Raw genomic sequence first — 14190 nt, 5'->3', positions numbered from 1 at the left:
AGGCGCGCCTCCCATGCGCCCGGTTTCACCAGGGCCATGCCCTGCTCTGCACAGCCGGTGCCGCAAGGCCCGCGATCAGAACGAGCCAGTAAACCCCCAGAACTGCCACTCACTGACGGAGCAAGACCTATGCAAAGATTCAAACGCCTCTGCCTGCAGAGCCTCGGCGTCGCCGCCCTGGCCATGGGCATGTCCAGCGCCATGGCAGCGGACAAACCCGCCCTGAAGATCGGCTACGTGAATGGCTGGGACGACAGCGTCGCCGTCACCCACGTCGCGGGCGAAATTCTCAAGACCAAACTCGGTTACGACGTCACCCTGCAGCCGGTAGAACCCGCCATCATGTGGCAGGGCCTGGCCCGCGGCGACCTCGACGTGACCCTCTCCGCCTGGCTGCCAGCCACCCACGGCGAATACTTCGAGAAGCTCAAGGACAAGGTCACCGTCCTGGGCACCAACTACGACGGCGCCAAGATCGGTCTGATCGTGCCGGACTACGTGGAAGCCAAGACCATCGCTGACCTGGAAAAATACGCCAAGGACTTCGACGGCAAGATCACCGGTATCGATGCCGGCGCTGGCGTGATGCGCCGTGCCGAAGACGCGATCAAGGAATACGACCTCAAGAGCATCAAGCTGATGCCGAGCTCGGGCCCGGCCATGGCCACCGCCCTGACCCGCGCCGAGAAAGCCCAGAAGCCCATCGTGGTGACCGGCTGGATCCCCCACTGGATGTTCGCGCAATGGAAGCTGCGCTTCCTGGAAGACCCGAAAAACGTCTTCGGCGAAGCCGAGCACGTCGACACCGTCGCCAACCCGGCCCTGGAAGCCAAGGCGCCGGAAGCCGTGGCCTTCCTCAAGAAGCTGTCCTGGAGCGCCGAGGAAGTGGGCGCGGTGATGCTGTCCATCCGCGACGGCGTGAAGCCGGAAGAAGCGGCCAAGCAGTGGATCGCCAAGAACCCGGATCGCGTCGCCGAATGGCTGAAGTGATCTGACACCCCGCTGCAGGGGGTCTCGAAAATGCCAGTCAGGTGATCTGACTGGCATTTTTCGTTCTCACGCCTGAAAAGGATCGACCCATTGCGCTGGGCAACCTGACGGTTTCGCTTCCCTATCGCCATATATTTTTGTATATAGCGTTACCGCAAGTGGCCGCCGTTGGTGGCCCACACCCTCAGGAGCCGTCCATGCGCAACCGCCTCGTTCATCCACTTTTCGTTCTTTGCGCCAGCCTGGCCATGGCGGGCAACGCCCTGGCCGATCAGGTACAGGTGGCGGTCGCCGCCAACTTCACCGCGCCGATGCAGGCCATTGCCAGCGCGTTCGAGAAGGACACCGGGCACAGCGTGCAAGCCTCCTACGGGGCCACCGGGCAGTTCTACGCGCAGATCAGCAACGGTGCGCCCTTCGAGGTCTTTCTCTCGGCCGACGACAGCACCCCGGCCAAGCTCGAGAAAGAAGGCCAGAGCGTGGACGGTTCGCGCTTCACCTACGCCATCGGCAAGCTGGTGCTGTGGTCGCCGAAAGACGGCGTCGTCGATGACAGGGGCGCCGTGCTCGAGAAAGGCGACTTCAAGCACCTGTCCATCGCCAATCCGAAGGCTGCGCCCTATGGTCTGGCCGCCACTCAGACCCTGGCCAAGCTGGGCCTGAGCGACGCCCTGAAGGGCAAGATCGTCGAAGGCCAGAACATCACCCAGGCGCTGCAGTTCGTCTCCACCGGCAACGCCGAGCTGGGCTTCGTCGCCCTCTCCCAGGTGTACAAGGATGGCCAGATCACCAGTGGTTCGGCCTGGGTAGTGCCCGAAACGATGTACGAGCCGATCCGCCAGGACGCGCTCATCCTCAAGAAAGGCGCCACCAACCCGGCAGCCAAGGCACTGGTCGATTACCTGAAGGGCCCGAAAGCCGCCGAAATCATCAAGGCCTACGGCTACCAGCTTTGAATGGCCTGTCAACGACCTTGCGAGCGGATGCAGCAAGGCGATAGCGGCGGTTCGCCGATCCAATGTGGGAGCGCGCCATGCGCGCGAAAAATCGCGGGCATGGCCCGCTCCCACAGGCTGTAGGGTGGGCTTTAGCCCACCAAATCGAACGTCCGCTTTCGCCACTTTGCAGCCATCGATTTGAAATGCCGGCGCCCACGTCGGAAGATCAGCAGCCTGCTCCGGCACTTTTCCCCGTCCACCACAGCTGAAAGGCCATTGCATGCCCCTGGGGCCCAACGACTTCGCCGCCATTCTCCTCACGCTGGAACTGGCCACCCTGACCACGGTGCTGTTGCTGCTGGTCGGCACGCCCATCGCCTGGTGGCTGTCGCGTACCGATTCCTGGCTGAAGCGACCGATCGGCGCCATCGTCGCCCTGCCGCTGGTGCTGCCGCCGACAGTGATCGGCTTCTACCTGCTGATCAGCATGGGCCCCAACGGTTTCTTCGGCCAACTGACCCAGGTACTCGGCCTGGGTACCCTGACCTTCACCTTCGCCGGGCTGCTGATCGGCTCGGTGTTCTATTCCCTGCCGTTCGTGGTGCAACCGTTGCAGAACGCCTTCGAAGCCATGGGCCGTGCACCGCTGGAGGCAGCGGCAACGCTGCGCGCCGGCCCCTGGGACACCTTTTTCAGCGTGGTATTGCCGCTGGCAAGGCCGGGCTTTCTCACCGCGGCGATCCTCGGTTTCGCCCACACCGTCGGTGAGTTCGGCGTGGTGCTGATGATCGGCGGCAACATTCCCGGCAAGACTCAGGTGGCCTCGGTGCAGATCTACAACCACGTGGAAACCATGGAGTACGCCCAGGCCCACTGGCTGGCCGGCGGCATGGTGGCGTTCTCCTTCCTGGTGCTGCTGGCGCTCTACTCCAGCGGCCGCCGCGGCCAGAAGGCCTGGACATGAGCGATTCCCGGATCCACGCCCGTTTCAACCTCACGCATCCCGGCTTCACCCTGGATGTCGACCTGCAGTTGCCCGGGCGCGGTGTCAGCGCCCTGTTCGGCCACTCCGGTTCGGGCAAGACCACCCTGCTGCGCTGCGTCGCCGGTCTGGAACGACCGGGCAGCGGTTACCTGCAGATCAATGGCGAAACCTGGCAGGACAGCGCCAGCGGTGTCTGGCTGCCAGCCCACCAGCGCCCGGTCGGCTACGTGTTCCAGGACGCCAACCTGTTTCCCCACCTCTCGGTGCTGCGCAACCTCGAGTTCGGTTTCAAACGCATCGCCAAGGCCGAGCGCCGTGTACCGCTGGAGCAGGCGGTCGAGCTGCTTGGCATCGAGCACCTGCTCGAACGCCTGCCGGACCGCCTCTCCGGCGGTGAGCGCCAGCGCGTCGGCATGGCCCGCGCCCTGCTCACCAGCCCGCGTCTGCTGCTTATGGACGAGCCACTGGCGGCGCTGGATCTCAAACGCAAGGGCGAGGTGCTGCCGTACCTGGAGCGCCTGCATGACGAGCTGGATATCCCGATCCTCTACGTCAGCCACGCACCGGACGAAGTGGCACGTCTTGCCGATCATCTGGTGGTGCTCGACGAAGGCAGGGTCACGGCCAGCGGGCCACTCAAGGAAACGCTGATTCGCAGCGACCTGCCATTCATCTTCGAGGACGATGCCGAGGCGGTGATCGAAGGCCAGGTCGAGCGGCACGACGCGCACTACGACCTGCTCGATATCAGGCTGCCTGGCAGCACGGCCTTCCTGCGGCTGGCCCACGCGCCGTTGCCGGCAGGGCGTCAGGTGCGCATCAAGATCAAGGCCCGTGACGTCAGCCTGAGCCTGGAACAGGCCCGCGACAGCAGCGTGCTCAACCTGCTTCCAGCGACGGTCGAACGCTGGTTCGAACTGCCCAACCCGGCGCACCGCCTGGTCGAACTGCAGCTCGGTGAGCAACGCATCATCGCGCGCATCACCCGCTACTCCTTCGACCAGTTGGATATACGCGCCGGGCAACCGCTGTGGGTGCAGGTCAAGTCGGTGTCGCTGCTGGCGTCATAGGCGCAATGGGCTCAGTCATGCAGATGGCTGAAAGGTGGCGAAAGCAGCCATTCGCCGATCCACTGTGGAAGCGCGCCATGCGCGCGAAAATCGCGGGCATGGCCCGCTCCCACAGATACTGCGCCGATGTCCGCTTTTGTCTTTAACCACCCACTCACCCAGTGTCGTATCAGGAAGCCGCCAGCACCGGCGCCCTTGCCTCAGCACGCCGCAGCAATTCACGAAGCGCGGCCAGTTGCCGGGTGTCACCCTCGTCAAGCAACTGATCGAGGGCGTGTTCGATGCGTTTCAACGGCGGTGCGGCTGGCAGGTTGAGGTGTTGCGCGTCGATCTCGTCGGCGCCGGAGACCAGCAGGGCGAAGTGCACCACGTTCTCCAGCTCGCGGGTATTGCCCGGCCAGTCATGCCGCTCGAGCACGGCCTGGGCGGCGAGGCTGATACCAGGTAGCGGAAGGCGCAGACGCTGGGCGTAGATACCCAGGAAGTACTCGGCCAGCGGCAGCACGTCGCCAACCCGCTCGCGCAGCGGCGGCAACTCGAGGCGGCCATCGCTCAGGTAATGGGCCAGGCGCTCGTCGAACTTGCCGGCCTTCACGGCCTGCCACAGGTCGATGCTGGTGGCGGCCACCAGGCGCACGTCCAGCGGGGTCGGCTGTGCAGCGCCAACTCGCCAGGCTTCGCCGGTCTCCAGCACACTGAGCAACTGATCCTGCAGGGGCAGCGGCAGGTCGGCGATCTCGTCCAGATAGAGCGTGCCGCCGTTGGCGGAGCCCAGCCAGCCGGCGCGGCTGCTCGGCGCGCCCTGATGGGCGCCGGCCACGTAGCCGAACAGCTCGGCCTCGGCGTGGTTGAGGCTCAAACCGCTGCAGCTCAGGGCGACGAACAGGCCGGGGCGCTCGCTGGCCCGGTGAATGTGGCGCGCCAGCAGTTCCTTGCCGGTACCGGTTTCACCCTGGATCAGGATGGGTACGGGCAAACCGGCCAGACGCTCGACTTCTTCGCGTAACTGCCGGGTCCGTGGGTCGATGAACACCAGCGCCTTGGCACGAATACTCAGCGGACTCTTGTCCGCATCGGGGAAAATCAGCAGCGACTGATCGCCAGCCGATGACAGGCTCATAACTCACTCTCTTTGACGTCAGGCCGCGAGCGACCGTGGGAAGATGGGATTGGCGACGCGCCCTCGAACTGCGCCCGGCAGGGCGCGGCGGCATGCAGTTGTCAGGCGCGGCGACGCATTTGCTGCTCGATGCGGTTCTGCAGCCGGAACAGATAGGCGAAGCCCTGCTCCCAGCGCTGGTGCCCGGACTTCACGTTGATGTGCCCGGCGCCACTGAGGATGGCGGTCTCGCTGCCCCAATCACGGGCCAGTTCGATGGCGCGCGCGGCACTGGCGGCCGAGTCGTTGTCGGAACCGACCAACTGGCTGGGGAATGGCAGCAGGTACGGAGGAATCGGCGCGAAATTACGCAGCGCTTCGGGGCAGTTGGGGCGCTGCACATCGGCCGGTGCGACCAGCAGCGCACCGCGCACGCGACGCAGCGACGCCACGGGCGCCTGCGCCGCCCAGTGGGCAACCGTGACGCAGCCCAGGCTGTGGGCGATGAGAATCGCTGGCCTCGGATCGGCGACGATCTGCCTTTCCAGAGCGGCAACCCAATCCTCGCGGCGCGGCGTCAGCCAGTCCAGCTGCTCGACCCGCGCACTATTGGGCAGGCTGCGCTGCCAGTGGCTCTGCCAATGGTCATCGCCCGAGCCCTGCCAGCCCGGCACTATCAGGTATCGAATCGCTTCACTGCGCATCGCGGCGCCTCCCGTGTCTGCCTGTCGTGCAGTAGTCAGTGCATCGTGTGCAAGTGCATCTGCACCCTGTGCATCACGTCTGCATGGCGTGCAGTGTAGGAGGCCAAGAACGAGACTAAAAAGAATAAGAACTTCTTTGCTTATTCCTCATAAGCAAATAACGATCTGTAACGACCGCAAAACGGCTATATATCCAGAAGAAATATAAATGTTCTTAAACAGTATTTTTAAGAATATTTCAGATTCCCTAGTATCCGCTCCACGCCCCGCAGCCGACAGCCGTCGCACCGAGAACGAGGGCAAGGAGCCTTTAGCCATGACCGCAACCCTTCGCAACCTGGAAGGCCAGGATGACGCCACCATCCTGCGTGAGATCCAAAGCGCCCTGAACGGCCTGAAATTCGGCTCGGTAGAGATCACCGTGCACAACGGTCAGGTCGTGCAGATCGAGCGCAAGGAAAAATTCCGCCTTCAGCAATCCGGCAGCAAGAACGCCTGATCACCATTCCGCCAACCCGACCACGGGCCGCCAGCATGAATCCCTATCGCTACTCCCGATGTAACCCACGAATGCCTGCCTAGAGCAGGCATCGAATAACAGAGCACGCCAAACACGCACAGCACCGTATTCAGTATCGAGGAGCTCCACCATGTCCATTCGCCGTTTCGCACTCGCTGCACTCGCCAGCGCCCTGGTAGCCGGCCCGGTTTCTGCCCAGACCCTGCTCAACGTGTCCTACGACCCGACCCGTGAGCTGTACGTCGAATTCAACAAGGCGTTCAACAAGCACTGGCAGGAACAAGGCAACGAAGCCCTGACCATCCAGCAGTCTCACGGCGGCTCGGGCAAACAGGCTCGTGCGGTGATCGACGGCCTGCAGGCCGACGTGGTGACCCTCGCGCTGTCCGGCGACATCGACGCGATCAACCTGAACCAGCCGCTGATCGACAAGGACTGGCAGAAACGCCTGGCCGACAACAGCACACCGTACACCTCGACCATCGTGTTCCTGGTGCGCAAGGGCAACCCGAAAGGCATCAAGGACTGGGATGACCTGGTCAAGGATGGCGTCGAAATCATCACCCCGAACCCGAAAACCTCCGGTGGTGCACGCTGGAACTTCCTCGCCGCCTGGGCTTACGCCAAGAAGAAATACGGCAGCGACGAAAAAGCCCTGGAATACGTGACCGAGCTGTACCGTCACGCGCCGGTTCTGGACACCGGTGCCCGTGGTTCGACCATCAGCTTCGTACAACGTGGCCTGGGCGACGTACTGCTGGCGTGGGAGAACGAAGCCTACCTGTCGCTGGCCGAAGAAGGCGGCGACCAGCTGGAGATCGTCACCCCGTCGCTGTCCATCCTCGCCGAGCCGCCGGTGGCAGTCGTCGACAAGAACGTCGACCGCAAGGGCACCCGCAAGGCCGCCGAAGCCTACCTGCAGTACCTGTACAGCGAAGAAGGCCAGCGCATCGCCGCGAAGAACTTCTACCGTCCGCGCAACGCCGAAGTGGCGGCCGAGTTCAAGAATCAGTTCAAGGATCTGGAACTGGTCACCATCGACAAGGACTTCGGTGGCTGGAGCTCCGCACAGCCCAAGTACTTCGACGACGGCGGCGTGTTCGACGACATCTTCAAGAAGATCAATCAGTAAGCCACGCCTTATCGACGAAGCCCGCCACTCCTGAAGGAATGGCGGGCTTCGCTCTGCGGACCTGATTAAAAGGACTCTCCATGTCTCGTCGAACTTCCTCGGTCATACCCGGCTTCGGGCTGACTCTGGGCTACACCCTGACCTACCTCGCCCTGGTCGTGCTGATTCCGCTGGGTGCCATGTTCCTGTTCTCGCTGCAGCTGTCGCTGGAGCAGTGGTGGAACCTGATCACCAATCGCCAGGTGCTGTTCTCCCTCAAGCTTTCCTTCGGCACCGCCCTGGCGGCGGCGCTGCTCAATGGCATCCTCGGCACCATCATCGCCTGGGTACTGGTGCGCTATACCTTCCCCGGCCGACGCATCATCGATGCCATGGTCGACATGCCATTCGCCCTGCCCACAGCGGTCGCCGGTATCGCCCTGACCGCGCTGTACGCGCCCAACGGCATGATCGGCTCGCTGTTCCCCTTCAAGATCGCCTACACCCCGCTGGGCATCACCCTGGCGCTGGTGTTCGTGACCCTGCCGTTCGTGGTGCGCACCCTGCAGCCGGTACTCGCCGACTTTCCCAAGGAAGTCGAAGAAGCGGCCTCCTGCCTGGGTGCCAAACCCCTGCAGGTGTTCTGGCACGTGCTGCTGCCAAGCCTGCTGCCCGCCTGGATCACCGGCTTCGCCCTGGCCTTCGCCCGGGGAGTCGGTGAGTACGGCTCCGTGGTGTTCATCGCCGGCAACATTCCGATGAAGACCGAGATTCTGCCGCTGTTGATCGTCTCCAAGCTGGATCAGTACGACTACCCGAGCGCCACCGCCATTGGCGTACTGATGCTGGTGGTCTCGTTCATTCTGCTGCTGCTGATCAACCTGCTGCAGCGCCGCATCCAGCCGCAAATCTGAGGAGCCCGTCATGAGCCTTGCAACCCTTAGCAAGAACGCGGCTGCGCGCCCGGTACGCCGCTCCCCCGGCGCCATCGCCCTGATCGTCATCGCCTGGGCGGTGTTCGCGGTGATCCTCGTGCTGCCGCTGTACATCGTCGTCACCCAGGGCCTGAGCCGTGGCCTGGAATTCTTCTGGGAGGCGATCCGCGAGCCGGACGCCATTTCCGCACTCAAGCTGACCCTGCTGGCCACGGCCATTTCCGTACCGCTGAACCTGGTGTTCGGCGTCGCGGCGGCCTGGTCGGTGACCAAGTTCGAGTTCCGCGGCAAGAGCGTGCTGGTCACCCTGATCGACATGCCGTTTTCGGTATCGCCGGTGGTCGCCGGCCTGATCTACGTGCTGCTGTTCGGCGCGCAGAGCAAGCTGGCGCCATACCTGCAGGATCAGAACCTGCAGATCATCTACGCCGTACCGGGCATCGTGCTGGCGACCATCTTCGTCACCTTCCCCTTCGTCGCGCGCGAACTGATCCCGCTGATGGAGGAACAGGGCACCACCGAAGAAGAAGCCGCACGCCTGCTCGGCGCCAACGGCTGGCAGATGTTCTGGCATGTGACGCTGCCTAACGTAAAATGGGCGCTGGTCTACGGCGTGGTGCTCTGCACGGCGCGGGCGATGGGCGAGTTTGGCGCGGTCTCGGTGGTTTCCGGGCACATCCGCGGTTACACCAACACGCTGCCACTGCACATCGAGATTCTCTACAACGAATACAACATCGTCGCCGCGTTCAGCGTGGCCATCCTGTTGCTGGTCATGGCCCTGGTCGTGTTGCTGCTTCGCCAATGGAGCGAAGCGCGCTTGAGCCGGCAGTTCAAGACGAATCAGGACGATTGAATCATTCCGCCGGCGCCGCGCTCCTGCGCGAACCGGCCAGACAGAACGACAGGTGCAACCCATGAGTATTCAAGTTCAAGGCATCAACAAGCACTTTGGCCAGTTCAAGGCGCTCAACGACATCAACCTCAACATCAACAGCGGTGAGCTGGTGGCCCTGCTCGGCCCGTCCGGCTGCGGCAAGACCACCCTGCTGCGCATCATCGCCGGCCTGGAAGTCCCGGATACCGGCAGCATCGTGTTCCACGGTGAAGACGTTTCCGAGCACGACGTGCGTGATCGCAAGGTCGGCTTCGTGTTCCAGCACTACGCCCTGTTCCGTCACATGACGGTGTTCGACAACGTTGCCTTCGGCCTGCGCATGAAGCCCAAGGGCGAGCGTCCGAACGAGAACGTGATCAAGAAGAAGGTCCACGACCTGCTCGACCTGGTGCAGCTCGACTGGCTGGCCGACCGCTACCCGGAACAGCTCTCCGGTGGCCAGCGCCAGCGTATCGCCCTGGCCCGTGCCCTGGCGGTGGAACCCAAGGTACTGCTGCTCGACGAGCCCTTCGGCGCCCTCGACGCCAAGGTGCGTAAAGAGCTGCGCCGCTGGCTGGCGCGCCTGCACGAAGAAGTGCACCTGACCAGCGTGTTCGTGACCCACGACCAGGAAGAAGCCATGGAAGTGGCCGACCGCATCGTGGTGATGAACAAGGGCGTGGTCGAGCAGATCGGCTCGCCGGCCGAAGTCTACGAGAAGCCGTCCAGCGACTTCGTCTACCACTTCCTCGGTGACGCCAACCGTCTTTATGTCGGCGACGATCACCACGTGCTGTTCCGCCCGCACGAAGTGAGCCTGTCAACCGAGGCACTGGAAGGCCATCAGGCTGGTGAAGTGCGTGACATCCGCCTGCTCGGCGCCATCACCCGCATCACCCTGAAGGTCGAAGGCCAGGACGAACTGATCGAAGCCGAAGTGGCCAAGGATCACCTCAGCCTCGACAACCTCAGCCGCGGCACCACCCTGTACTTCAAACCCAAGGGCGGCAAGCCGGTTACTGCGGCTAGTTAATCCGCAGACGTCCGAAACGTAGGGTGGGCCGGGCGGATATCCGCTTCAGCCCACCAACCGACTCTTCTGATGGTGCCCATGCTCCAGCGTGGGCACCCAGGCCAGTGCGCCCATTCGGGCTAAAAACCGGGCGCGAAGCGCCCATGAAGGCATTCCCACGCGAAGCGTGAGGAACGATCCAGCGATGGACGTTCCCATCAAGCCGTCTTGCGTTCGCGGATGCAGGTCGGGCCGGCGCGTTTGACCACTTCGTGTTCGACCTCCTGGCGCAAGCCGAGCAGGAAGGCGGCTTCGGCGACCACGAACAACGGCCCCACCATCAGCCCCATGACGTCGTCGACGAACGCCGGCTTGCGGCCTTCGTAGAAATGGCCAACGAACTGGATGATCCAGCCCACCACGAACAGCCCCAGCCCCGCGCTCAGCCACAGTGCCGTGCCGCCCATGGCCAGCCCGGCGCTGAACCACAGGCAGAGGCCCAGCAGCGCCCCCATGACCACCCCGAAGCGAAAGTCCAGGCGCAGGTAGAACAGCGTCGTCACCAACGCCACGGCCAGCGCCGGTGACAGCCACAGGCCCGAGACCGCCACGCCTGGGCGCGACAGCAGCACGGTGACCGCCAGGACGATCATGGGGATGCCGACGAAATGGGTGACGATATTGCGCCGATCGCGGTGGTAGGCCGCGTATTGGGCGAGGTGATCCACCAGGGTTTTCATTGTTGTTATCCTCACGGGTGCGTGTCATCGCATAATGGCGCTGCCATCTCGCCAGCACTGTCAGCTAGCCGACAAACCGGAACATCCATGACCGATCTGCATGCCGTTCTGCTTCAAGGCCAATGGTTCGCCGCCCTGCCGCAGGCGTTGCAGCAGGCGCTGGTGACGCAGGGTCGGCAACTGAATCTGGAGGCCGGGCAACGCCTGTTCAGCCGTGGCGATTCGCCGAGCGGCCTGTATGCCGTGCTGTCCGGCGCCATGCGCGTCGGTACGGTGGATGCGCAAGGCAAGGAAGCGCTGCTGATTCTGGTGGAGGCGCCGCACTGGTTCGGCGAAATCGCCCTGTTCGACGGCCAGCCGCGTACCCATGATGCCTTCGCCGAGGGCGCCAGCGCCCTGCTGCACGTTCCCCAGGCAGGCTTGCTGAGCCTGCTCGATGCCCACCCTGAATACTGGCGCGATATCGCCCTGCTGATGGCCCACAAGGTACGCCTGGCGTTCATCGCCCTGGAAGAGATGAGCCTGCTGCCCGCTGCGCAGCGGCTGGCCAGACGGCTGCTGCTGATCGCCGAAGACTATGGCGAAACCCAGGGCCCCCGGCGCATCATTCACCTGGCGCAGGAGCAACTGGCCGCGATGCTGGCCATCTCCCGACAGACCGCCAACGGTGTGCTCAAGGACCTGCAAGCCCGCGGCATCGTGCGACTGACCTACGGTGAGATCGAAATTCTCGACCTCGATGGCCTGCGACAGGCCGCTCAGTAACCACATGAAGCTTTTATGACAGCCGAACCAATGGCTAAGAGCCATGTCCCTATTCATTCCCTGAAATACAGGCCCGCCGGCTGACCCCGAGCTGGCCGGAAGCGATCCCGGATGCCGTTGCCAGAACCTCAAGACTTCACCGACCTGCCTGCCGTACTCGCTGGCCCGATCCTTCGGCGCCTGGAGCCCGGCCGCCTGGTGCTGTGGCTGGTCGGCAGCCGTGAGCTGCAACTGACCCTGCGCCTCGCGCCAAGTGCACAGGCCGCTCGCGATTACCCGCTGGGTGACGATGCGTGTCAGCGTTTGGTGATCGGCGAGCACGCGGTCATCCACCTGATCGACCTGCATCTCGACACCCCGCTGCCCCAGGACGAACGGATCGACTACGACCTGCTGGTCGACGGCCAACAGGGCATCGCCGACTGGGCCGCACACCTGCTGTACGACGGCGCAGCGCAAGCCAACTTCGTGCTGCGCTCGCGCATCGACAATCTGCTGCACGGCTCCTGCCGCAAACCTCATCACCCGTCCAAGGATGGCCTGCTCTGCGCCGATCGCCTGCTGGCCACTGCCCATGAGCCCCACGAGCGCCCTGCACTGCTGATGCACAGCGGTGATCAGGTGTATGCCGATGACGTCGCCGGGCCGATGCTGCGCGCCGTCCACAAGCTGATCGAACGCCTGGGCCTGTACCACGAGAAGCTCGAGGGCGCGGTGGTCGAAGACAGCGCCGACCTCTACGTGCACCCGGCCAGCTACTTCCACCGTGCCGACCTGCTGCCGGCGCTGAAGGCCAACGAAACCCTGCGCGAACGCTTCTTCGGTGGTACCGAAAAGCCCATCTTCACCAGCAGCAACGCCGACAACCACCTGGTGACCCTGGCCGAAGTGCTGGCCATGTACCTGCTGGTCTGGTCGCCGACGCCCTGGACGCTGATCGAGCTCGACCAGCCCGAACTGAGCGAAGAAGATGCCGAGCGCTACCGCAAGGAGCAGGTCTGCATCGAGGCCTTCGTCGCCAGCCTGGGCCAGGTTGGCCGGGTGCTGGCGCACCTGCCGAACCTGATGATCTTCGACGATCACGACATCACCGATGACTGGAACCTCTCCGCCCAGTGGGAAGAGACCGCCTACGGTCATCCCTTCTCCAAGCGCATCATCGGCAACGCACTGATCGGTTACCTGCTGTGCCAGGGCTGGGGCAACAATCCCGACGCCTTCGCCGAGCCGCTGAGCAATACCCGCGAACTGTGCGAGCAGGCCAGGGAACGCGGCTTCGGCAGCCCGGCTCAGGATCGTCTGATCGACGATTTGATGAAGTTCCAGCAATGGCACTACGTGCTGCCCAGCACACCGGCGCTGCTGGTACTCGACACGCGCACGCGGCGCTGGCGCAGCGAGCGCAATATCAAACGCCCCTCCGGGCTGCTCGACTGGGAAGCCCTGAGCGAATTCCAGCAGGACCTGCTCGACCACCCCGCCGCGATCATCGTGTCAGCGGCGCCGATGTTCGGGGTCAAGCTGATCGAAGCGGTGCAACGCGTGTTCAGCTGGGCCGGGCACCCGCTGATGGTCGATGCGGAAAACTGGATGGCGCACCGCGGCGCCGCTCAGGTGATGCTCAACATCTTCCGCCACTCGCGCACCCCCGGTGATTACGTGGTGCTTTCCGGCGACGTGCACTACTCGTTCTTCTACGAGGTGAGAATCCGCGACCGCCACCAGGGCCCGACCATCTGGCAGATCACCAGCAGCGGCGTGAAGAACGAATTCCCGGAGCGCCTGCTGAACCTCTTCGACCGCCTCAACCGCTGGCTGTATGCCCCCTGGTCGCCCCTCAACTGGCTGACCAAACGCCGCCGCATGCAGGTGTTCCCGCACATCCCCAAACAGAGCAAGGCTGGCGAACGCCTGTGGAACTCAGCAGGCCTCGGCCAGGTGCTGTTCAACGCCGCCGGCCAACCCAGCCGCGTGTTCCAGCTCAACGCCGACGGCTCGCCCCGCACCGAATTCATCGACGACCGCGACGAAGCCCCAGAGCCAAACGAAGAACCCAAGCGCGCATAAGCGCCCCCTGTAGGAACCCCGATCTCAGGGCGAAGCGATAGCTGCCATCCTGCAAGAGCGGCGGTATGACCGCCATTCGCTGCGGGGTCGCAGCTCCTACAGGATCGTGCAATCCTCAGCCCCGTAGGAGCCCCGACCTCGGGGCGAAGCGATAGCAGTCATCCTGCAAAAACGGCGGTGTGACCACCATTCGCCGCGGGGGCGCAGCTCCTAAAGGATCGTGCAATCCTCAGCCCCGTAGGAGCCCCGACCTCGGGGCAAAGCGATTGCGGCCATCCTGCAAAAACGGCGGTGTGACCACCATTCGCTGCGGGGTCGCAGCTCCTACAGGATCGTGCAATCCTCAGCCCCGTAGGAGCCCCGACCTCGGGGCGAAG

Annotated in this window: 14 protein-coding genes; 11 read left to right on the top strand and 3 right to left on the bottom strand. The window is 63.8% G+C overall.

Features of this window, described 5'->3' with window-relative positions; translation table 11 throughout:
- Positions 1–129 precede the first annotated feature (129 nt).
- From ACT9T4_RS24645 to modC, 4 genes are all read left to right on the top strand, one after another.
- Positions 130–990, top strand: coding sequence for a glycine betaine ABC transporter substrate-binding protein (locus ACT9T4_RS24645; RefSeq protein WP_042554221.1), 861 nt, complete (start codon positions 130–132; stop codon positions 988–990).
- Positions 991–1187: 197 nt separating this feature from the next.
- The gene (gene modA, locus ACT9T4_RS24640; protein ID WP_499119444.1) at positions 1188–1946 is read left to right on the top strand and encodes a molybdate ABC transporter substrate-binding protein; all 759 of its coding nucleotides are present in this window, start codon (positions 1188–1190) and stop codon (positions 1944–1946) included.
- 262 nt (positions 1947–2208) lie between these two features.
- Entirely contained in the window at positions 2209–2892 is a 684-nt protein-coding gene (gene modB / locus ACT9T4_RS24635) for a molybdate ABC transporter permease subunit (protein ID WP_499119442.1), read from the top strand.
- Entirely contained in the window at positions 2889–3983 is a 1095-nt protein-coding gene (gene modC, locus ACT9T4_RS24630) for a molybdenum ABC transporter ATP-binding protein (RefSeq protein ID WP_499119440.1), read from the top strand. Before modB ends, modC begins: the two co-directional genes overlap by 4 nt.
- 169 nt (positions 3984–4152) lie before the next feature.
- Here the strand turns inward: modC and ACT9T4_RS24625 are convergent, their stop codons facing one another.
- Together ACT9T4_RS24625 and ACT9T4_RS24620 are read right to left on the bottom strand one after the other, a co-directional pair.
- On the bottom strand, positions 4153–5103 hold the full coding sequence (locus ACT9T4_RS24625; protein WP_042554217.1) for a sigma 54-interacting transcriptional regulator: 951 nt from the start codon (positions 5101–5103) through the stop codon (positions 4153–4155).
- 101 nt (positions 5104–5204) lie between these two features.
- On the bottom strand, positions 5205–5786 hold the full coding sequence (locus ACT9T4_RS24620; protein WP_499119438.1) for an alpha/beta hydrolase: 582 nt from the start codon (positions 5784–5786) through the stop codon (positions 5205–5207).
- 316 nt (positions 5787–6102) lie between these two features.
- Between ACT9T4_RS24620 and oscA the strand changes: the two genes are divergently transcribed.
- The 5 genes from oscA (at position 6103) to ACT9T4_RS24595 (ending at position 10262) form a co-directional block, all read left to right on the top strand.
- Positions 6103–6285, top strand: coding sequence for a sulfur starvation response protein OscA (gene oscA, locus ACT9T4_RS24615; protein ID WP_042554215.1), 183 nt, complete (start codon positions 6103–6105; stop codon positions 6283–6285).
- Between the two features lie 151 nt (positions 6286–6436).
- Positions 6437–7438 carry a sulfate ABC transporter substrate-binding protein gene (locus ACT9T4_RS24610; RefSeq protein ID WP_042554214.1) on the top strand — a complete coding sequence of 334 codons (1002 nt, stop codon included), beginning with the start codon at positions 6437–6439 and terminating at the stop codon, positions 7436–7438.
- 80 nt (positions 7439–7518) lie between these two features.
- The gene (cysT, locus tag ACT9T4_RS24605) at positions 7519–8331 is read left to right on the top strand and encodes a sulfate ABC transporter permease subunit CysT (RefSeq protein WP_042554213.1); all 813 of its coding nucleotides are present in this window, start codon (positions 7519–7521) and stop codon (positions 8329–8331) included.
- A gap of 10 nt (positions 8332–8341) precedes the next feature.
- Entirely contained in the window at positions 8342–9208 is an 867-nt protein-coding gene (gene cysW, locus ACT9T4_RS24600) for a sulfate ABC transporter permease subunit CysW (RefSeq protein ID WP_042554212.1), read from the top strand.
- Between the two features lie 61 nt (positions 9209–9269).
- A complete protein-coding gene (locus tag ACT9T4_RS24595; protein WP_179539334.1) occupies positions 9270–10262 on the top strand; it encodes a sulfate/molybdate ABC transporter ATP-binding protein in 993 nt (330 codons plus the stop codon).
- A gap of 197 nt (positions 10263–10459) precedes the next feature.
- Here ACT9T4_RS24595 and ACT9T4_RS24590 read toward each other — a convergent pair whose 3' ends face one another.
- Positions 10460–10981 (bottom strand): Mpo1 family 2-hydroxy fatty acid dioxygenase, encoded by a 522-nt coding sequence (locus ACT9T4_RS24590; protein ID WP_042554210.1) that lies wholly within the window; start codon positions 10979–10981, stop codon positions 10460–10462.
- Between the two features lie 87 nt (positions 10982–11068).
- Here ACT9T4_RS24590 and ACT9T4_RS24585 point away from each other — a divergent pair, with 87 nt between their 5' ends.
- Together ACT9T4_RS24585 and ACT9T4_RS24580 are read left to right on the top strand one after the other, a co-directional pair.
- Entirely contained in the window at positions 11069–11746 is a 678-nt protein-coding gene (locus ACT9T4_RS24585) for a Crp/Fnr family transcriptional regulator (RefSeq protein WP_179539336.1), read from the top strand.
- 111 nt (positions 11747–11857) lie between these two features.
- On the top strand, positions 11858–13813 hold the full coding sequence (locus ACT9T4_RS24580) for a metallophosphoesterase family protein (RefSeq protein ID WP_499119434.1): 1956 nt from the start codon (positions 11858–11860) through the stop codon (positions 13811–13813).
- Positions 13814–14190: the final 377 nt, after the last annotated feature.

The organism is Pseudomonas sp. SZ40, from assembly GCF_052958135.1.
This window is presented reverse-complemented; position numbering and strand designations above follow the sequence as displayed.

Coding starts and splice junctions, on each gene's coding strand:
- ACT9T4_RS24645 (WP_042554221.1), top strand. CDS start 130: ATGCAAAGATTCAAACGCCTCTGCCTGCAGAGCCTCGGCGTCGCCGCC.
- modA (WP_499119444.1), top strand. CDS start 1,188: ATGCGCAACCGCCTCGTTCATCCACTTTTCGTTCTTTGCGCCAGCCTG.
- modB (WP_499119442.1), top strand. CDS start 2,209: ATGCCCCTGGGGCCCAACGACTTCGCCGCCATTCTCCTCACGCTGGAA.
- modC (WP_499119440.1), top strand. CDS start 2,889: ATGAGCGATTCCCGGATCCACGCCCGTTTCAACCTCACGCATCCCGGC.
- ACT9T4_RS24625 (WP_042554217.1), bottom strand. CDS start 5,103: ATGAGCCTGTCATCGGCTGGCGATCAGTCGCTGCTGATTTTCCCCGAT.
- ACT9T4_RS24620 (WP_499119438.1), bottom strand. CDS start 5,786: ATGCGCAGTGAAGCGATTCGATACCTGATAGTGCCGGGCTGGCAGGGC.
- oscA (WP_042554215.1), top strand. CDS start 6,103: ATGACCGCAACCCTTCGCAACCTGGAAGGCCAGGATGACGCCACCATC.
- ACT9T4_RS24610 (WP_042554214.1), top strand. CDS start 6,437: ATGTCCATTCGCCGTTTCGCACTCGCTGCACTCGCCAGCGCCCTGGTA.
- cysT (WP_042554213.1), top strand. CDS start 7,519: ATGTCTCGTCGAACTTCCTCGGTCATACCCGGCTTCGGGCTGACTCTG.
- cysW (WP_042554212.1), top strand. CDS start 8,342: ATGAGCCTTGCAACCCTTAGCAAGAACGCGGCTGCGCGCCCGGTACGC.
- ACT9T4_RS24595 (WP_179539334.1), top strand. CDS start 9,270: ATGAGTATTCAAGTTCAAGGCATCAACAAGCACTTTGGCCAGTTCAAG.
- ACT9T4_RS24590 (WP_042554210.1), bottom strand. CDS start 10,981: ATGAAAACCCTGGTGGATCACCTCGCCCAATACGCGGCCTACCACCGC.
- ACT9T4_RS24585 (WP_179539336.1), top strand. CDS start 11,069: ATGACCGATCTGCATGCCGTTCTGCTTCAAGGCCAATGGTTCGCCGCC.
- ACT9T4_RS24580 (WP_499119434.1), top strand. CDS start 11,858: ATGCCGTTGCCAGAACCTCAAGACTTCACCGACCTGCCTGCCGTACTC.